The organism is Streptomyces sp. NPDC058880, assembly GCF_042742535.1.
Taxonomy (GTDB): Bacteria; Actinomycetota; Actinomycetes; order Streptomycetales; family Streptomycetaceae; genus Streptomyces.
In genome coordinates this window covers 1-17,915 of the sequence record NZ_JBHYMC010000045.1, presented here as the reverse complement: position 1 = coordinate 17,915, position 17,915 = coordinate 1, and the positions used below count along the sequence as shown (strand labels likewise).

General features: G+C 71.1%; 17 protein-coding genes. 11 read left to right on the top strand and 6 right to left on the bottom strand.

Translation table 11 applies throughout. The annotated features are described in order from the left end of the window. Positions 1–8: 8 nt before the first annotated feature. The 5 genes from ACFW2G_RS23070 (at position 9) to ACFW2G_RS23050 (ending at position 5,506) form a co-directional block, all read left to right on the top strand. Complete coding sequence (locus ACFW2G_RS23070) at positions 9–1,301, top strand: amidohydrolase family protein (RefSeq protein WP_384582895.1); 1,293 nt, start codon at positions 9–11, stop codon at positions 1,299–1,301. Continuing rightward, complete coding sequence (locus tag ACFW2G_RS23065) at positions 1,298–2,521, top strand: amidohydrolase family protein (RefSeq protein WP_037930224.1); 1,224 nt, start codon at positions 1,298–1,300, stop codon at positions 2,519–2,521. Before ACFW2G_RS23070 ends, ACFW2G_RS23065 begins: the two co-directional genes overlap by 4 nt. Positions 2,522–2,724: 203 nt before the next feature. Next, positions 2,725–3,723 (top strand): sterol desaturase family protein, encoded by a 999-nt coding sequence (locus ACFW2G_RS23060; RefSeq protein ID WP_384582892.1) that lies wholly within the window; start codon positions 2,725–2,727, stop codon positions 3,721–3,723. Further along, complete coding sequence (locus tag ACFW2G_RS23055; protein ID WP_384451703.1) at positions 3,720–4,406, top strand: lysoplasmalogenase; 687 nt, start codon at positions 3,720–3,722, stop codon at positions 4,404–4,406. The genes ACFW2G_RS23060 and ACFW2G_RS23055 overlap by 4 nt, the downstream gene beginning before the upstream one ends. 56 nt (positions 4,407–4,462) lie before the next feature. Then, the gene (locus ACFW2G_RS23050; RefSeq protein WP_384582889.1) at positions 4,463–5,506 is read left to right on the top strand and encodes a zinc-dependent alcohol dehydrogenase family protein; all 1,044 of its coding nucleotides are present in this window, start codon (positions 4,463–4,465) and stop codon (positions 5,504–5,506) included. Positions 5,507–5,623: 117 nt separating this feature from the next. Here ACFW2G_RS23050 and ACFW2G_RS23045 read toward each other — a convergent pair whose 3' ends face one another. Further along, complete coding sequence (locus ACFW2G_RS23045; RefSeq protein ID WP_037930625.1) at positions 5,624–7,168, bottom strand: S8 family serine peptidase; 1,545 nt, start codon at positions 7,166–7,168, stop codon at positions 5,624–5,626. Between the two features lie 257 nt (positions 7,169–7,425). On the opposite strand from ACFW2G_RS23045, the gene ACFW2G_RS23040 reads away from it, so the two are divergent. The 3 genes from ACFW2G_RS23040 to moaA all read left to right on the top strand — a co-directional run bounded on the left by ACFW2G_RS23040 (position 7,426) and on the right by moaA (position 10,583). After that, complete coding sequence (locus ACFW2G_RS23040; protein ID WP_037930627.1) at positions 7,426–7,791, top strand: DUF485 domain-containing protein; 366 nt, start codon at positions 7,426–7,428, stop codon at positions 7,789–7,791. After that, positions 7,788–9,416: a cation acetate symporter gene (locus tag ACFW2G_RS23035; RefSeq protein WP_037930631.1), complete on the top strand. Its 1,629-nt coding sequence runs from the start codon at positions 7,788–7,790 to the stop codon at positions 9,414–9,416. Before ACFW2G_RS23040 ends, ACFW2G_RS23035 begins: the two co-directional genes overlap by 4 nt. Before the next feature lie 177 nt (positions 9,417–9,593). Continuing rightward, entirely contained in the window at positions 9,594–10,583 is a 990-nt protein-coding gene (gene moaA, locus ACFW2G_RS23030) for a GTP 3',8-cyclase MoaA (RefSeq protein WP_037930634.1), read from the top strand. On the opposite strand, the gene ACFW2G_RS23025 is transcribed toward moaA, so the two are convergent. Beyond that, on the bottom strand, positions 10,584–10,835 hold the full coding sequence (locus ACFW2G_RS23025) for a hypothetical protein (RefSeq protein ID WP_037930637.1): 252 nt from the start codon (positions 10,833–10,835) through the stop codon (positions 10,584–10,586). A 136-nt stretch (positions 10,836–10,971) separates the two neighbouring features. Beyond that, positions 10,972–11,250 (bottom strand): DUF3099 domain-containing protein, encoded by a 279-nt coding sequence (locus ACFW2G_RS23020; protein ID WP_052031394.1) that lies wholly within the window; start codon positions 11,248–11,250, stop codon positions 10,972–10,974. Positions 11,251–11,490: 240 nt separating this feature from the next. On the opposite strand from ACFW2G_RS23020, the gene ACFW2G_RS23015 reads away from it, so the two are divergent. After that, a complete protein-coding gene (locus ACFW2G_RS23015; RefSeq protein ID WP_384582886.1) occupies positions 11,491–11,769 on the top strand; it encodes a GlsB/YeaQ/YmgE family stress response membrane protein in 279 nt (92 codons plus the stop codon). 90 nt (positions 11,770–11,859) lie between these two features. On the opposite strand, the gene tyrS is transcribed toward ACFW2G_RS23015, so the two are convergent. The 3 genes from tyrS to ACFW2G_RS23000 form a co-directional block, all read right to left on the bottom strand. Further along, positions 11,860–13,128 carry a tyrosine--tRNA ligase gene (gene tyrS / locus ACFW2G_RS23010; RefSeq protein ID WP_037930644.1) on the bottom strand — a complete coding sequence of 423 codons (1,269 nt, stop codon included), beginning with the start codon at positions 13,126–13,128 and terminating at the stop codon, positions 11,860–11,862. 52 nt (positions 13,129–13,180) lie between these two features. After that, positions 13,181–14,572 (bottom strand): metallopeptidase TldD-related protein, encoded by a 1,392-nt coding sequence (locus tag ACFW2G_RS23005; RefSeq protein WP_384582883.1) that lies wholly within the window; start codon positions 14,570–14,572, stop codon positions 13,181–13,183. A gap of 88 nt (positions 14,573–14,660) precedes the next feature. Continuing rightward, positions 14,661–16,223, bottom strand: a complete 1,563-nt coding sequence (locus ACFW2G_RS23000; RefSeq protein ID WP_384451688.1) for a TldD/PmbA family protein — start codon at positions 16,221–16,223, stop codon at positions 14,661–14,663. A gap of 145 nt (positions 16,224–16,368) precedes the next feature. On the opposite strand from ACFW2G_RS23000, the gene fabG reads away from it, so the two are divergent. Continuing rightward, positions 16,369–17,088, top strand: a complete 720-nt coding sequence (fabG, locus tag ACFW2G_RS22995; protein WP_031148971.1) for a 3-oxoacyl-[acyl-carrier-protein] reductase — start codon at positions 16,369–16,371, stop codon at positions 17,086–17,088. Positions 17,089–17,093: 5 nt separating this feature from the next. After that, positions 17,094–17,864 (top strand): enoyl-ACP reductase FabI, encoded by a 771-nt coding sequence (gene fabI, locus ACFW2G_RS22990; RefSeq protein ID WP_037930663.1) that lies wholly within the window; start codon positions 17,094–17,096, stop codon positions 17,862–17,864. Positions 17,865–17,915 lie beyond the last annotated feature (51 nt).

The following is a 17,915-nucleotide window of genomic DNA, read 5'->3' as shown; positions in this document are numbered from 1 at the left end:
CGACCGCAGTGAGTGACACACCGTACGAGGACCCGTACCTGATCATCTCCTCCGACTGCCACGCGGGCCTGCCCACCGCGCAGTACCGCCCCTATCTCGCCTCCCGTCACCACCGCCGGTTCGACGAGTTCCTCGGCCAGCGCGACGCCCGCCGCGCCGAGGCCACCCGGCTGGGCATCCGCAACGAGGCCTTCGCCGAGAAGTGGTTCCACGACCACGAGGAAGGGCTGCGGGGCGGCTGGGACACCGGTCAGCGGCTCAAGGAGCTCGACGGCGACGGCGTGGCCGGTGAGGTCGTCTTCCCCGACGCGGACGCCGTCGACAGCCAGACCGCGGCCCCCTTCGGAGTGGGCCTCGGGCTCTCCGGCGACCAGGACCCCGAGCTCGGCATGGCGGGCGCGCAGGCGCACAACCGCTGGCTGGCCGAGTTCGTCTCGCAGACCCCGGAACGCCATTGCGGTGTGGCCCTGCTGCCCGTCACGGGCGATCCGGACAAGGTCGTCGCCGAGGTGCACCGGGCCAAGGAGTCCGGGCTGGGCGCGCTGATGATCCCCGCCATGTGGGTGGACCAGGCGCCCTACCACGACCGCCGCTACGACCCCGTCTGGGCGGCGGCGGCCGAGACGCGGATGCCCATCGTCACCCATTCCGGGGCCTCGCCGCGCCACGAGTACGGCGACCACCTGGGCATCTTCGTCTCCGAGGTCACCTGGTGGCCGGCCCGCCCGCTCTGGTTCCTGCTCTGGTCGGGGGTGTTCGAGCGGCACCCGGGCCTGAGGTTCGGCGTCGCCGAGTCGGGCTGCTGGTGGCTGCCGAACCAGCTGTGGTTCATGGACCGGCTCTACCTCGGAGCGCACGGCGGCAAGAAGCTCTCGCCCTTCGAGGAGCTGAAGCGGCCGCCGAGCGAGTACCTGGACCGCCAGGTGTTCGTCTGCGCGACGAACACCAAGCGGCGGGAACTGGCCCAGCGCTACGAGATCGGCGTGGACAACATCCTGTGGGGTTCGGACTTCCCGCACCCCGAGGGCACCTGGCCGAACACCCGGACCTGGCTGAAGAACACCTTCCACGACATCCCCGTCGACGAGAGCCGCCGGATCCTCGGCCTCGCAGCGGCGGAGGTCTTCGGCTTCGACACCGCGAAGCTGGCCCCGCTCGCCCGCCGGATCGGCCCCACCCCGGCCGAGCTGGGCCAGTCCCCGGACCAGGCGGCGGTGACGGCCTCCTGGGCGCGCTCGCGCGAGGTGGGACGGCACTGGCTGACCGGCCACGACTTCCCGGTACTGGGGGTCGCGCAGTGACCGGCGGCGACCGCTACACGGTGATCTCGGCGGACTGCCACGCGGGCGCCGACCTCCTGGACTACAAGCCGTACCTGGAGAAGCGCCACCACGACGACTTCGACGCCTGGGCCGCCGGTTACGTGAACCCGTACGAGGACCTCCTCGCGGACACCGCGGACCGCAACTGGAACTCGGCGCGGCGCCTGGCGGAGCTGGAGGCCGACGGCATCGTCGCCGAGGTCGTCTTCCCCAACACCATCCCGCCGTTCTTCCCCAAGGCCTCCCTGATGGCGCAGCCGCCGACGGCCGCGGAGTACGCGATGCGCTGGGCCGGCCTGCAGGCCCACAACCGCTGGCTGGCGGACTTCTGCGCGGACGCCCCGGGCCGGCGGGCGGGCGTCGCGCAGATCCTCCTCAACGACGTGGACGCGGCGGTGCGGGAGGTCCGCCGCACGAAGGAGGCAGGCCTGACGGGGGGCATCCTGCTGCCCGGCGTACCGCCCGGTTCCACGGTCCCCGAGCTGTACTCGGAGGTCTACGACCCCCTCTGGGCGGTGTGCGACGAGCTGGACGTCCCGGTCAACCACCACGGCGGCTCGGCCTCGCCGCCGCTCGGCGACGAACCGGCGGCCCGGGCCGTCTTCATGGTGGAGACCACCTGGTTCTCGCACCGTGCCCTGTGGCACCTCGTCTTCGGCGGGGCGTTTCGACGTCATCCGGGCCTCAGACTGGTCCTGACCGAGCAGGGCTCCGGCTGGATCCCCGGCGTGCTGGAGATGCTGGACTACTACCACGGCCGCCTGGTCGCGGCCTCGGCCACGGCTGAGTCCAAGTTCGGGGCGGGCCTCGCCGAGGCGATGGGCAGGGGCCCGAGCGAGGTCTGGCGGGACAACTGCTTCGTGGGGGCCAGCTTCATGCGCCCCCACGAGGTGCCGCTGCGGGACCGGATCGGCCTCGACAAGATCATGTGGGGCAGCGACTACCCCCACGACGAGGGCACGACCCCCTTCTCCCGCGAAGGCCTCCGCATTGCCTACGCGGGCCTCCCGCGGGACGAGGTCGCCGCGATGGCCGGCGGCAACGCGGCCCGCGTGTACGGCTTCGACCTGACCCGGCTGGACGCCCTGGCCGCGCAGCACGGCCCCCTGGTCTCGGAGATCGCCGAACCCCTGGCGCACGTCCCGCCCGAGGCCACCAGCCCGGCCTTCGCCCGCGGCGGCTCGGTCCGGGTCTGGTAGCGCCCCGCGCGGCACGCCGGGGCGGCTCGCTTCCGACGGACGAGCCGCCCCGGCGGGCGACCGCCGCCGTCCCCGGCGCCGGTCGGGAGGACCCCCGCGCAGCACGCCGCGCCCCACCCCGGCCGAACCGACGGTAACCTCGATGGATACCGATCGGTAACAACCTCTAGCGGCAGCCCCGAAGGCGCCTCTATGGTGCGGACATGCCGAACCTGCCCGATGTCGTGCTGTGGTCCATACCCGCCTTCGTGCTGCTCACCGTCATCGAGCTGGTGAGCTACCGGCTCCATCCCGACGAGGACGCGGCCGGGTACGACACCAAGGACGCCGCCACCAGCATCGGCATGGGGCTCGGCAGCATCGGCTTCGACCTCCTGTGGAAGATCCCGGTGGTCGCGGTCTTCACCGCCGTCTACGAACTCACCCCGCTGCGGGTTCCGTTGCTCTGGTGGACCGTCCCGCTGATGCTGCTCGCCCAGGACTTCCTCTACTACTGGCAGCACCGCAGCCACCACGTCATCCGCATCCTGTGGGCCTGCCATGTGGTCCACCACAGCAGCCGGAAGTTCAACCTCACCACCGCGCTGCGGCAGCCCTGGACCAGTGCCACGACCTACTGGTTCTACCTGCCGATGGTGGCGGTCGGGGTGCACCCCGCCGTGATCCCCTTCTGCTACGGCATCAACCTGCTCTACCAGTTCTGGGTCCACACCGAGCGCATCGGGAAGCTGCCCCGGGCCTACGAGTACGTCTTCAACACCCCGTCGCACCACCGCGTCCACCATGCGTCCCAGGGCGGCTACCTGGACCGCAACTACGGCGGCATCCTGATCGTCTGGGACCGGATGTTCGGCTCCTGGGTGGGGGAGACCGAAAAGCCCGTCTACGGACTCACCAAGAACATCAACACCTACAACCCGCTGCGCGTGGCCACTCACGAGTACGCCGCCATCGCCCGGGACGTGCGCGCCGCCCGGACCTGGAGCGAGCGGGCCGGACGGGTGTTCCGCGGCCCCGGCTGGCAGCCCGCGGACTCGCCCGTCCCGGCTCCGGCGTCAGCCGTTCCGGCTCCGGCGTCCGCGCCCGCCCCGGCCCCGGCGTCAGCCGTTCCGGCTCCGGCGTCCGCGCCCGCCCCGGCTCCGGCGTCCGCCGCCCCGGCATCCGCGCCCGCCCCGGCCGCCGTGCAGGAGACCACCGCGTGAGCACCGCTGAGTCCACCGGCCGCCCCGGCCCCTCCTGGGCCGCCGAGCGGGCGGTGCCCGGCAGGGAGCGGCTCGGCCGCGCCGCCCTCGTGTGCCTGGCCGTGGCCGCCGCCGCCGACCTCGGGTCGCTGCTCGCCGACTGGCACCTCGGGCACGTCATCGCCAAGCCGCTCCTGATGCCGCTGCTGGTGGTCCACGTGATCACGCGCGGCGCGCCCCGCCTGTTGGCCGCCGCCCTGCTCTTCGGCTGGGGCGGGGACCTGGCCCTGCTCTTCGACGCCGAGGCGGCCTTCCTGGTCGGCATGGGGTCCTTCGCCGTCGGGCACGTCTGCTACCTCGTCCTGTTCGGCAAGCGGCCCGCGAACCCCCTGCTGGGGGGCGCCTACGCGCTGGCCCTGCTGGGCACCGTCGCCCTGCTGTGGCCCGACCTGCCCGCTGACCTGCGCATCCCCGTGGCCGGCTACAGCCTGCTGCTGACCGCCATGGCCTTCCGCTCCAGCGCCCTCGGCCTACGGGCCGGCATCGGCGGCGCGCTGTTCCTGCTGTCCGACACCCTCATCGCCACCGGTGTCGCCGAGTGGCCCCAGCTGCCCCGCCCCGACTTCTGGATCATGGCCACCTATCTGGCCGCCCAGTACCTGCTGGCCACCGGAGCGACCATGCGCGAAGCAGGCGTACGGTAGGACGGTTCCACAGTCGTACAAGACTGAACGATCTCGAACCGGAGGACTGCACCACCATGCGCGCCACCGTCATCCACGCCCCGCACGACATCCGCGTGGAGGGGGTGCCCGACGCTGCGATCCAGCGCCCCGAGGACGCCGTCGTCCGCGTCCTGCGTGCCTGCATCTGCGGCAGCGACCTGTGGGCCTACCGGGGCGAGGCCGCGCGCCAGCCCGGCCAGCGCATCGGCCACGAGTTCCTGGGCGTCGTGGAGGAGACCGGCCCGGCGGTGTCGGGCCTGCGCGCCGGCGACCTGGTCGTCGCGCCCTTCATGTGGTCGGACGGTACCTGCGAGTACTGCAAGGAGGGCCTCTACACCTCCTGCGACCACGGCGGGTTCTGGGGCTCGGTCGGCCACGACGGCGGTCAGGGCGAGGCCGTGCGCGTCCCGCACGCCGACGGCACGCTGGTGAAGCTGCCCGCCGAGGCCGCCTCCGACGACCACCTGCTCACCGGCCTGCTCGCCCTCTCCGACGTCATGGGCACCGGGCACCACGCCGCCCTGGGCGCGGGCGCGCGTCCGGGCGCCACGGTCGCCGTGGTCGGCGACGGCGCCGTCGGCCTGTGCGGCGTCCTCGCCGCCAGGCGCCTCGGCGCCGAGCGGATCATCGCCCTGGGCCGCCACACCGTCCGTACGGACATCGCCAGGCTGTTCGGAGCCACCGATGTCGTCGCCGAGCGCGGCGAGGCCGCCGAGGCGGCCGTGCGCGAGCTGACCGGCGGCCGTGGCGCGCACTGCGTCATCGAGGCGGTCGGCACCGAGCAGTCCATGCGCACCGCGGTGAACATCACCCGCGACGGCGGGGCGATCGGCTACGTCGGCGTCCCGCACGGCAGTGGCACCGGCCTCGACCTCGGCGTCATGTTCGACCGCAACATCACCCTGCGCGGTGGTGTGGCCCCGGTCCGCGCCTACATTCCGGAGCTGCTGGAGGACGTGCTGAGCGGGGCGATCGACCCGTCGCCCGTCTTCGACCGTGCCGTCCTTCTGGACGAGGTCCCGGACGGCTACCGCGCGATGGACGACCGCAGCGCGCTCAAGGTGCTGATCAAGCCCTGACGGTGCCCCGGGTGCGCGAGCCGTGATCCGCGGCCGGTACGGGCCCGGGCCCGCCGTCGGGCGCGGCCGGGCCGGGCGGAGTGGTCCCCGCCCGGCCCGGCCATTCACCGCGCGGGACTACTTCACGGCCTTGAGGGCGTCCACGACGCCGTAGCCGTAGTAGCCGGTCTGGCCCCACTTGGCCTGGCAGGTGGTGGCGTTGACCAGGGTGCCCGTGGCGTCGTATATCTGCGCCGGGCAGGCCGCCTTGGCGGCCTGCGCCTTCAGCATCGTCCGGAGCTGCGACGGCGTCGCCGACGGGTGGGCGCTCTTGAGCAGCGCCGCGACGCCCGCGACGTGCGGGGCGGCCATCGAGGTGCCCTGCTTGTAGCCGTAGCCGCCGCCCGGGACGGTCGAGAGCACGCGCCCGTTGGCGTCCGGGGTGGCCGGGACCTGCCACTTGTCGCCGCCGGGGGCCGCGACGTCCACGACCCCGAGGCCGTAGCTGGAGTAGTACGAGCGCAGGCCCTTGTCGCCGGTCGCGGAGACGGTGACCACGCCCGGCAGCTGCGTGGGCAGGTCCAGGCAGACCTTCGGGTCGATGGTGCGGGTGACCGGGGTGGTGTCGTTCGGGCTGGTCGTGTCCTCCAGCGAGGCCGCCGCCAGGTCCTGGTTGGAGTTGCCGGCCGAGGCCACGTGCAGCGTGCCCTTGCGCTCGGCGTACCGGGTCGCCCGCCCGATGGCCTCCACCAGCGCCTTCTGGTCGTCGTCGGTCTTGCAGTTGAAGAGCCACGGGTCGACGTAGTAGCTGTTGTTGGTCACCTCGATCCCCTTCTCGGCGGCGAACATGAAGCCGCAGACGACCGCCTCGGTGTAGAAGAGGCTGGTCCCGGGCTCGCTCACCTTGATCGCGGCGATCTTCACGCCGGGCGCCACACCGCTGATGCCGATGCCGTTGCGCGGGGCGCCGATGGTGCCGGCCACGTGCGTGCCGTGGTCGCTGCCGTCCGGGTACGGGCGCCAGGCGCCCTCGGTGGTGTCCGCGACGCCGCCCACGCAGTTGGCGGACTGGCCCTTGGAGAAGTTCGGGGCGAGGTCGGGGTGGGTGTCGTCCACGCCCGTGTCGATGATGCCCACGGTGACGTTCCGGCTGCCATCGTTGATCTTGTGAGCCTCGTCGGCCTTGATCGCCCGCAGGTCCCACTGGTTGGGTTCGAGCGGTTCCTGCCCCTCCTGGGCCTGTGCCGCCGCCTTGGCGGCGTCCGCCTCGCTCAGCCGCTGGGTCGCGCCCTCCTCGGTGGTCTGCACGGCCGACATCGGGGCCGTCCGGGTGGCGCCGACGGACACGAACAGCCCACGCTGGGCGCGCAGCCGCTTGGCGAAGTCCGGGTTCTGGGAGTGTGCGACGACGACCCCGATCTCCTCATAGGCCGTCACCACCGTTCCACCGGCCCGCTCGACGGCCTTCTTCGCCGCCTTCACCGTGGCGTAGGCGTTCAGGTTCGCCACGTACGACAGTTCGGGGCCGGTGGCCGCGGCCCTCGAAGCCGTCGCCGTGTCCGCGGTGCCGGCCAGCGGGGCGGCGGCGGCCGACACCGAGGGCAGCAGGGCGAGCGAGGCGGTGAGCGCCAGGCCGACCGGTACGGCGAGGGCACGCCGGCGGACGGGTCCCAGATGAGCCATGGGTTCTCCAGATCATCTTGAAAAGCCGCCCGTACGCGGTCGCGTCGGGCGGGTCCATGACAAGTGAACCTAGTGCCGACGTTCCCCTTTCCGCCATCAGTTCGAGAAATCGGTCCCCGAAGAATCCAAGGGCGTTGAACCGTCCCGACACGCCGGCCGTGCCGTTGACAGAGGGGGCTCAGCGCCATCGATCCCCCCACACGGAGGTTGTTTTGTCCGTCGTCCCCACCGCACCCGCGTCACAAGGAGATCCCCCCGTGACCACCGAAGCAGCGCCGCCTCCGGGCAGCGCGGGAACGCCCCTGGCGGGCCCCACGGCAGATGAGTTCGTGAGCGTCCAGCAGAGCCCCGAGTTCGCCGAACTCCGCAGCTCCTACCGCTCCTTCGCCTTCCCGCTCACCGCGGCCTTCATCGCCTGGTACCTGCTCTACGTCCTGCTCTCCAACTACGCGGGCGGCTTCATGGGGACCAAGGTCTTCGGCAACATCAATGTCGCCCTGGTGCTCGGACTCGCACAGTTCGCGACGACCTTCCTCATCGCCTGGCTGTACGCGCGCCACGCCGCCGCCAGGCTCGACCCCCGGGCGGCGGCCATCAAGGCGCGGATGGAGGGCTCCGAATGAGCGGAACGCACCACCTGACGCCGCTCGCGGCAGGAGCCTCCGAACACCGCCCGCTCATCATCACCCTGTTCGGGCTGTTCGTCGTCGCCACCCTGATCATCACGGTCTGGGCCGGCCGCCAGACCAAGGACGCCGCGGACTTCTACGCGGGCGGCCGCCAGTTCACCGGCTTCCAGAACGGCCTCGCCATCTCCGGCGACTACATGTCCGCCGCGTCCTTCCTCGGCATCGCCGGCGCCATCGCCCTCTTCGGCTACGACGGCTTCCTGTACTCGATCGGCTTCCTCGTGGCCTGGCTGGTCGCCCTGCTGCTCGTCGCCGAGCCGCTGCGCAACTCCGGCCGCTACACCATGGGCGACGTCCTCGCGTACCGGATGCGCCAGCGGCCCGTCCGCACCGCCGCCGGGGCCTCCACCATCGTGGTCTCGATCTTCTACCTGCTCGCCCAGATGGCCGGCGCCGGCGTCCTGGTGTCCCTGCTCCTCGGCATCACCAGCGACGGGGGCAAGGTGGCGGTCGTGGCGCTGGTCGGCGTCCTGATGATCGTGTACGTGACCATCGGAGGGATGAAGGGCACCACCTGGGTCCAGATGGTCAAAGCGGTCCTGCTGATCGCGGGCGCCCTCCTGATCACCTTCCTGGTGCTCCTGAAGTTCCACTTCAACGTGTCCGACCTGCTCGGAAAGGCGGCCGAGAACAGCGGTCAGGGGGCCAAGTTCCTCGAACCGGGCCTCAAGTACGGCAAGGACGCGACCTCGAAGCTGGACTTCATCTCCCTCGGCCTCGCCCTCGTCCTGGGCACCGCCGGCCTCCCGCACATCCTGATCCGCTTCTACACCGTGCCCACCGCGAAGGCCGCCCGCAAGTCCGTCAACTGGGCCATCGGCATCATCGGTGCCTTCTACCTCATGACCATCGCCCTCGGCTTCGGTGCCGCGGCCCTGCTGGAGCGGGCCGACATCCTGGCCTCCAACAGGGCCGGCAACACCGCCGCGCCCCTGCTGGCCCAGGCCGTCGGCGGCGGTGCGGACTCCACCGGCGGGGCCGTCCTGCTCGCCGTGATCTCCGCGGTCGCCTTCGCCACCATCCTCGCCGTGGTCGCGGGGCTCACCCTCGCCTCCTCCTCGTCCTTCGCCCACGACCTGTACGTGAACGTGATCCGCAAGGGCAGGGCCACCGAGCAGGAGGAGGTGCGCGCCGCCCGCTGGTCCACCGTCGTCATCGGCGCGGTCGCCATCGGCCTGGGAGCCCTGGCCCGCGACCTGAACGTGGCCGGGCTCGTCGCACTCGCCTTCGCGGTCGCCGCCTCCGCCAACCTGCCGACGATCCTCTACAGCCTCTTTTGGAAGCGCTTCAACACCCAGGGGGCGCTCTGGTCCATCTACGGCGGACTCGTTTCGGCCGTCGGCCTGGTGCTGTTCTCCCCGGTCGTGTCCGGAAAGCCGACCTCGATGTTCAAGGACGCGGACTTCTTCTGGTTCCCGCTGGAGAACCCGGGCCTCATCTCCATCCCCCTCGGCTTCCTCCTGGGATGGCTGGGAACCGTCCTGACGAAGGAGAAGGCCGACCCGCAGAAGTTCGCCGAGCTGGAGGTGCGCTCCCTCACCGGAACGGGGGCGCACTGACATCGTCCGAACACCTGGCGTGGCCGTGTCGTAGGTCCCTACGACACGGCCGTGTCACGTCTCGTTCATTCGGGCATCACGGAACGACACATGCGTCCCGTAGTCTCGAAATAGAACGCGTGAAGTGGATCCGATGTCGCGCGTACGTCTACTTCCGGACAGGGGAGGGGGCCCACAGTGCTTCTTGACACCTATGGCCGCGTGGCCACTGACCTGCGCGTCTCGCTCACCGACCGGTGCAACCTGCGCTGCACCTACTGCATGCCCGAAGAGGGCCTGCAGTGGCTCGGCAAGTCCGATCTGCTCACCGACGACGAGATCGTCAGGCTGATCCGCATCGCCGTCACGCAGCTCGGCATCACCGAGGTCCGCTTCACCGGCGGCGAACCGCTGCTGAGACCCGGCCTGGTCGGGATCGTCGAACGGTGCGCGGCCCTGGAGCCCCGCCCCAAGATGTCGCTGACCACCAACGGCATCGGCCTGCGCCGCACCGCTCAGGCCCTGAAGACCGCCGGCCTGGACCGGGTGAACGTCTCCCTGGACACCCTGCGCCCCGAGGTGTTCAAGACCCTCACCCGCCGTGACCGGCACAAGGACGTCATCGAGGGCATGGCCGCGGCCCGCGAGGCCGGCCTCACTCCCGTCAAGGTCAACGCCGTGCTCATGCCGGGGCTCAACGACGACGAGGCCCCCGACCTGCTGGCCTGGGCCGTCGAGAACCAGTACGAGCTCCGCTTCATCGAGCAGATGCCCCTCGACGCCCAGCACGGCTGGAAGCGCGACGGCATGATCACCGCCGGGGACATCCTGGAGTCGCTGCGCACGCGCTTCACGCTCACCGAGGAGGGTGTGGACGAGCGCGGCTCCGCCCCGGCCGAGCGCTGGGTGGTCGACGGAGGCCCCGCCACCGTCGGTGTCATCGCCTCGGTCACCCGGCCGTTCTGCGGCGCGTGCGACCGTACCCGGCTCACGGCCGACGGCCAGATCCGTACGTGCCTGTTCGCCACCGAGGAATCGGACCTGCGCTCCGCCCTGCGCTCGGGCGCCCCGGACGAGGAGATCGCCCGGCTGTGGAAGGTGGCGATGTGGGGCAAGAAGGCCGGCTCCGGCCTCGACGACCCGACGTTCCTCCAGCCCGACCGCCCCATGTCCGCGATCGGCGGCTGATCAGCGCGGGCGCTCCGAGCCCTCCGGCTGCACCCACGCGTCGAGCCCGACGACGTCCTTGAGGAAACCGCGGACCCCCAGGAACTGGGAGAGGTGTTCGCGGTGCTCCTCGCATGCCAGCCACGTCTTGCGCCGCTCCGGCGTGTGCAGCGCCGGATTGTTCCACGCGAGGACCCAGACGGCCGCGTCACGGCAGCCCTTGGCCGAGCAGGTGGGGATTTCTTCGGGGGTGGGGGAGTCGGAGGAAGTCACGGCCCCACCCTAGAACGGAAGGGCGACGCCGAGCAGCCACGGGGGGAGCTGCCCGGCGTCGGTCCGTCGCTCCGACGGGGGATGCGGAGCGCGTGAGCAGTATGTCACGCAGGACCCGGTGCAGTGCACCGGAACTTCATGATTGATCTGAGCTTTTATTGAGGTTTCCCGCGTCCAGCGCCGGACGGACGGGAGCCGGGACGAAATGGGAGGGCAGCGACGGCGTCGACTCGCGGCCGGCGTTGGCGATGACCACGGCCACGTACGGCAGCAGCGCGCCCGCGACGAGCGTCACCACAGCCACCGGGCGCGATACGTTCCACAACAGCACGGTCGCGATGACCGACAGGGTCCGCACCGTCATCGAGATGACGTAGCGGCGCTGGCGGCCCCGCACGTCCTCGGCGAGCCCCATGCGCGCGCCGGTGATCCGGAAGACCTCGGCCCCGTTCCGCTTCTGTCGCTTGACCCGTTCCACGTCACTACCACCCGATCGCCGGCCGGGCGTTCCGCTGCCCGGACCCTCTCCACGGTACGCGGCCCCCGCCGCCGCGGGGACAGGGGGACCCCCAACGGTGCCGCCCGAAATGCGCGGTACGCCGGACGGGTCGAAACTGGGCCCACGTGCGCACACCGCGCCGGGAGGAGGCTGGACATGAGCTGGTTGTGGGCGATCATCGTCGGTTTCGTACTGGGGCTGATAGCCAGGGCCATCCTGCCGGGCAGACAGCACCAGCCACTGTGGCTGACCACGCTGATGGGCATCATCGGCGGGATCCTCGGCAACGCCGTCGCCGTCTGGATCGGCGTCGCCGACACCCGGGGCATCGACTGGACCCGCCACCTCCTGCAGCTCGCGGGAGCGGTCCTCTTCGTCTTCCTTGGCGAAATGGCCTACAAGGCGATGCGCGGCAGCAGTCGGCAGACGACTTAGGGGTGCGGCACACGCCGGAGGGGCCGGCCGGACCACGAGTCCGAACCGGCCCCTCCGCCGTGTGCCGTGCGGGTCCGCCTCCCGCGCCGGTCAGGCGCCGGTGACCTCGACCGCCGCCAGGTTCTTCTTGCCGCGGCGCAGCACCAGCCAGCGCCCGTGCAGCAGGTCCTCCTTGGCGGGGACCGCGTCCTCGGCGGTGACCTTCACGTTGTTCACGTAGGCGCCGCCCTCCTTCACGGTCCGGCGGCCGGCCGACTTGCTCGCGACCAGGCCCGTCTGTGCGAAGAGGTCCACTACCGGGGCCGGCTCCGCCACCTCGGCGTGCGGCAGCTCGGACAGGGCCGCGGCCAGCGTGGCCTCGTCCAGCTCGGCCAGATCGCCCTGACCGAACAGCGCCCGCGACGCGGCGATCACGGCGGCGCACTGGTCGGCGCCGTGCACCAGCGTGGTCAGCTCCTCCGCCAGCGCCCGCTGGGCGGCGCGTGCCTGCGGCCGCTCGGCGGTCTGCGCCTCCAGTTCCTCCAGCTCCTCGCGGGACCTGAAGGAAAGGATCCGCATGTAGGTGGAAATGTCCCGGTCGTCCACGTTCAGCCAGAACTGGTAGAACGCGTACGGTGTGGTCATCTCCGGGTCCAGCCAGACGGCCCCACCCTCGGTCTTGCCGAACTTCGTGCCGTCCGCCTTGACCATCAGCGGGGTCGCCATCGCGTGGACGTGTGCGTCCGGCTCGACCCGGTGGATCAGGTCCAGGCCGGCCGTCAGGTTGCCCCACTGGTCCGAGCCGCCCTGCTGCAGGGTGCAGCCGTGACGCCGGTACAGCTCCAGGAAGTCCATGCCCTGGAGCAGCTGGTAGCTGAACTCCGTGTAGCTGATGCCCTGGTCCGACTCCAGCCGCTTGGCGACTGAGTCCTTCGTCAGCATCTTGTTGACGCGGAAGTGCTTGCCGATGTCCCGCAGGAACTCGATGGCGGACATGCCCGCCGTCCAGTCCAGGTTGTTGACCAGGACCGCGGCGTTCTCGCCCTCGAAGGACAGGAACGGCTCGATCTGCGAGCGCAGCCGGGTCACCCACTCCGCGATGACCGCGGGGTCGTTCAGGGTGCGCTCGGCGGTCGGACGGGGGTCACCGATCTGACCGGTGGCCCCGCCGACCAGCGCGAGCGGCCGGTTGCCCGCCAGCTGCAGCCGCCGCATCGTGAGCACCTGCACCAGGTGGCCGACGTGCAGTGAGGCGGCGGTCGGGTCGTAGCCGCAATAGAACGTGACCGGACCGTCCGCGAAGGCCTTGCGCAGCGCTTCTTCGTCGGTGGACTGGGCGAAGAGCCCGCGCCACTTCAGTTCGTCGACGATGTCCGTCACGGTCTCTCGACTCCTTACGTTCTGTGGAAATGCCGTGCTCAGTCTAGGTGGGTCAGACGCCCTTACTCACCGAACTCATGTTGAAGTCCGGGATGCGGACAGCCGGCATCGCGGCCCGTGTGAACCAGTCGCTCCACTCGCGCGGCAGGGTCTTCTCCGTCCGGCCCGCCTCCGAGGCCCGCGACAGCAGGTCCACCGGGGATTCGTTGAACCGGAAGTTGTTCACCTCGCCCACGACCTGCCCGTCCTCCACCAGATAGACGCCGTCCCGGGTGAGGCCCGTGAGCAGCAGGGTGGCCGGGTCCACCTCGCGGATGTACCACAGGCAGGTCAGCAGCAGGCCCCGCCGGGTGTCCGCGACCATCTCGTCCAGGGTCTTGTCACCGCCGCCGTCCAGGATCAGGTTCCCGAAGCCGGGGGAGACGGGCAGGCCGGTCAGGCCGGCCGTGTGCCGGGTGGTCGAGAGTCGGGCCAGCTCGCCGTCCCGGATCCACTCGGTCGCCGGGACCGGTAGGCCGTTGTCGAAGGCCGAGACGTCGTCGCCGGAGCTGTGGGCAATGACGAAGGGCGCGGACTCCAGGCCCGGCGCGTTCGGGTCGCTGCGCAGCGTCAGCGGCAGGTCGGTCAGCTTCTCGCCGAGCCGGGTGCCGCCGCCGGGCTTGGAGAAGACCGTGCGGCCCTCCACCGCGTCCCGGGCGGACGCCGACCACATCTGGTAGATCAGCAGGTCCGCCACGGCCGTCGGCGGCAGCAGCGTCTCGTACCGTCCGGCCGGCAGGTCGATACTCCGCTCCGCCCAGCCCAGCCGTACGGCGAGCTCCGCGTCCAGCGCGGTGGGGTCCACGTCCTTGAAGTCCCGGGTGGAGCGGCCCGCCCAGGCCGAGCGCAGGCGGTCCGGGGACTTCGCGTTGAGCTCCAGGGTGCCGTTGGGCTGGTCGTGGCGCAGCCGCAGGCCGGTCGAGGTGCCGACGTAGGTGGAGACCAGCTCGTGGTTGGCGAAGCCGTACAGTTCCCGGCCGCCCGCCCGGGCCCGGGCGAAGGCCTCTCCCAGGGCCGGGGCGAAGTCCGCGAACACGGCGGAGGTGGTTTCGGCCGGGCCGTCGGTGAAGTCCGGCGAGGCCGGGGCCCCGGTGACCAGCGGCTGGGCGTCCTCGGCGGGACCCGCTCCCCGCGCGGCCGCCTCGGCGGCCCGCACCAGCGGCTCCAGGTCCTCCGCGGTGACGGCGGAGCGCGACACGACCCCCGAGGCAGTGCCCTCCTTGCCGTCGACGGTCGCGATGACGGTCAGGGTCCGCCCGCGGGTGACGCCGTTGGTCGTCAGGGCGTTGCCGGCCCAGCGCAGGTTGGCGCTCGACTCCTCGTCGGCGATGACGACGCACCCGTCGGCGGTGGACAGCTCCAGGGCCCGCTCGACGATCTCGTGCGGCTTGGTCGATCGGCTCATCGGCCGTCCTCCTGCGTGGTGTTCAGACTGTGCTGTCCCGGGGGGCGACCCCCGGACCCCCGGCGGATCCCGTGGTGATCGTGCGTGCTCATCGGCCGGCCTCCTGCGTGGTGTTCAGGATGTTCACGTCGCGGAACAGCGCGGACGGGCAGCCGTGCGAGACCGCCGCGACCTGGCCCGGCTGGGCCTTGCCGCAGTTGAAGGCGCCGCCCAGGACATAGGTCTGCGGGCCCCCGACCTTCTCCATCGAGCCCCAGAAGTCGGTGGTGGTGGCCTGGTAGGCCACGTCCCGCAGCTGCCCGGCCAGCCTGCCGTTCTCGATCCGGAAGAACCGCTGCCCGGTGAACTGGAAGTTGTAGCGCTGCATGTCGATCGACCAGGAGCGGTCGCCGACCACGTAGATCCCGCGTTCCACGCCGCCGATGAGGTCCTCGGTCGACAGTCCGCCGGGGTCCGGCTGGAGGGACACGTTCGCCATCCGCTGGACGGGCACGTGCCCGGGAGAGTCGGCGAAGGCGCAGCCGTTGGAACGTCCGAGGCCGGTCAGCCTCGCGATCCGCCGGTCGAGCTGGTAGCCGACCAGGGTGCCGTCCTTGACCAGGTCCCAGCTCTGCGCCTGGACGCCCTCATCGTCGAAGCCGACGGTGGCCAGCCCGTGCTCAGCGGTGCGGTCGCCCGTCACGTTCATGATCGGAGAGCCGTACCTGAGCTTGCCGAGCTGGTCGAAGGTGGCGAAGGAGGTGCCCGCGTACGCCGCCTCGTAGCCCAGCGCCCGGTCGAGCTCGGTGGCGTGGCCGATCGACTCGTGGATGGTGAGCCACAGGTTGGACGGATCGACCACCAGGTCGTAACGCCCGGCCTGCACGCTCGGTGCCCGCATCTTCTCGGCGAGCAGGCCGGGGATCTCCTCCAGCTCGGCGTTCCAGTCCCAGCCGGTGCCCGTCAGGTACTCCCAGCCGCGGCCGGCGGGTGGGGCGATGGTGCGCATCGAGTCGAACTCGCCCGTCGTGCCGTTCACCGCGACCGCCGTGAGCTGCGGGTGGATCCGGACCCGCTGCTGCGTGGTCGTGGTGCCCGCGGTGTCGGCATAGAACTTGTTCTCGTGTACGGCGAGCAGCGACGCGTCCACGTGCGCCACGCCGTCGGCCGCCAGAAGACGGGAGCTCCAGTCGGCGAGCAGCGCGGCCTTCTCCGCGTCCGGCACCTCGAAGGGGTTCACCTCGTAGGCGGAGATCCACGTCTGGTCCGCGTGCACCGGCTCCTCGGCGAGCTCCACGCGCTCGTCCGAACCGGCGGCCCTGAGCACCTGCGCGGACAGCTTCGCCATGGCCACGGCCTGGGAGGCCACCCTGGCGGCGCCGTCCATGGTCAGGTCCACGCCGGAGGCGAAGCCCCAGCTGCCGGCGTGTACGACCCGGACCGCGTAGCCGAGGTCGGTGGTGTCGGACCCACCGGAAGGCTTGGCGTCACGCAGCCGCCACGAGGCGCTGCGGATCCGCTCCAGCCGGAAGTCGGCATGGTCGGCACCCAGCGCGCGGGCCCGGGCGAGCGCCGCGTCGGCGAGCGCCCGCAGGGGCAGCGCGGTGAAGGCCGCGTCGATGGAATGGGGCACGGAAGTCCTCCCGGGGTCGGGGACGGTCGCCCCGATCATGTCGCGATCGGGGTGCTTGTGCCTACATCTTTCTGTAGGGACTCGACAGAGCCCGCTGCGCGGCCCTGTCGGGGGTCGATTCCCCGGACGAGCGACGCGACCTATAGGTTTTCGGTATTCAGACCGCTAGCGAAAGGGTGATCCGTTGAGCCGCTCGGTTCTCGTCACCGGAGGAAACCGGGGCATCGGCCTCGCCATCGCCCGAGCCTTCGCGGAGGCCGGCGACAAGGTCGCGATCACGTACCGGTCGGGTGAGCCGCCGCAGGCGCTCACCGAGCTCGGTGTCCTGGCGGTGCGCTGCGACATCACCGACTCCGAGCAGGTGGAGCAGGCCTACAAGCAGATCGAGGACGCGCACGGCGCGGTCGAGGTGCTCGTGGCCAACGCCGGCATCACCAAGGACACGCTGCTGATGCGGATGTCCGAGGAGGACTTCGCCTCCGTGGTCGACACCAACCTCACCGGCACGTTCCGGGTGGTCAAGCGCGCGAACCGCGGCATGCTCCGCGCCAAGAAGGGCCGGGTCGTCCTGATCTCCTCGGTGGTCGGGCTCCTCGGCTCGGCGGGGCAGGCGAACTACGCCGCCTCCAAGGCCGCGCTGGTCGGCTTCGCCCGCTCGCTCGCCCGCGAGCTGGGCTCCCGCAACATCACCTTCAACGTCGTCGCGCCCGGGTTCGTGGACACCGACATGACGAAGGTGCTCACCGACGAGCAGCGTGCGGGGATCGTGGCGCAGGTGCCGCTGGCCCGCTACGCGCAGCCCGAGGAGATCGCGGCAGCCGTCCGCTTCCTGGCGTCCGACGACGCCGCGTACATCACCGGAGCCGTCATTCCCGTTGACGGCGGATTGGGCATGGGTCACTGATCACCATGAGCGGAATTCTCGAGGGCAAGCGCATCCTCATCACGGGTGTGCTGATGGAGTCCTCCATCGCCTTCCACACGGCCAGGCTGGCGCAGGAGCAGGGCGCCGAGGTCATCCTCACCGCGTGGCCCCGCCCCTCGCTGACGGAGCGCATCGCGAAGAAGCTGCCCAAGCCGGTCAAGGTGATCGAGCTCGACGTCACCAACGATGAGCACCTGGCCCGCCTGGAGGGACTCGTCCGCGACGAGCTCGGCGGCCTCGACGGCGTCGTGCACTCCATCGGCTTCGCGCCGCAGGACGCGCTCGGCGGCAACTTCCTGAACACGCCGTTCGAGTCGGTCGCCACCGCCATGCATGTCTCGGCGTTCTCTCTGAAGTCGCTGACCATGGCCTGCAAGCCGCTCTTCCCGGCGGAGGGCGGGGCCGTCGTCGGCCTCACCTTCGACGCGCAGTTCGCCTGGCCGCAGTACGACTGGATGGGCCCGGCCAAGGCCGCCCTGGAGGCCACCAGCCGGTACCTCGCCCGCGACCTGGGCAAGGAGAACATCCGCTGCAACCTGGTCTCGGCCGGTCCGATCGGCTCCATGGCCGCGAAGTCCATTCCGGGATTCGGCGAGCTGGCCGAGGTCTGGAACACCCGCTCCATGCTGGAGTGGGACATGAGCGACCCGGAGCCGACCGGCCGCGGCGTCGTCGCCCTGCTGTCGGACTGGTTCCCGAAGACCACGGGTGAGATCGTCCACGTGGACGGCGGCGTCCACGCGATGGGTGCCTGACCCCGGGCCGCAACCGAGCATCCGTACGGCGGCGGCCGCGCTTCCCCCCGG

Coding starts and splice junctions, on each gene's coding strand:
- ACFW2G_RS23060 (WP_384582892.1), top strand. CDS start 2,725: ATGCCGAACCTGCCCGATGTCGTGCTGTGGTCCATACCCGCCTTCGTG.
- ACFW2G_RS23050 (WP_384582889.1), top strand. CDS start 4,463: ATGCGCGCCACCGTCATCCACGCCCCGCACGACATCCGCGTGGAGGGG.
- ACFW2G_RS23045 (WP_037930625.1), bottom strand. CDS start 7,168: ATGGCTCATCTGGGACCCGTCCGCCGGCGTGCCCTCGCCGTACCGGTC.
- ACFW2G_RS23035 (WP_037930631.1), top strand. CDS start 7,788: ATGAGCGGAACGCACCACCTGACGCCGCTCGCGGCAGGAGCCTCCGAA.
- ACFW2G_RS23020 (WP_052031394.1), bottom strand. CDS start 11,250: ATGGGGCTCGCCGAGGACGTGCGGGGCCGCCAGCGCCGCTACGTCATC.
- ACFW2G_RS23015 (WP_384582886.1), top strand. CDS start 11,491: ATGAGCTGGTTGTGGGCGATCATCGTCGGTTTCGTACTGGGGCTGATA.
- ACFW2G_RS23005 (WP_384582883.1), bottom strand. CDS start 14,572: ATGAGCCGATCGACCAAGCCGCACGAGATCGTCGAGCGGGCCCTGGAG.
- ACFW2G_RS23000 (WP_384451688.1), bottom strand. CDS start 16,223: ATGATCGGGGCGACCGTCCCCGACCCCGGGAGGACTTCCGTGCCCCAT.
- fabI (WP_037930663.1), top strand. CDS start 17,094: ATGAGCGGAATTCTCGAGGGCAAGCGCATCCTCATCACGGGTGTGCTG.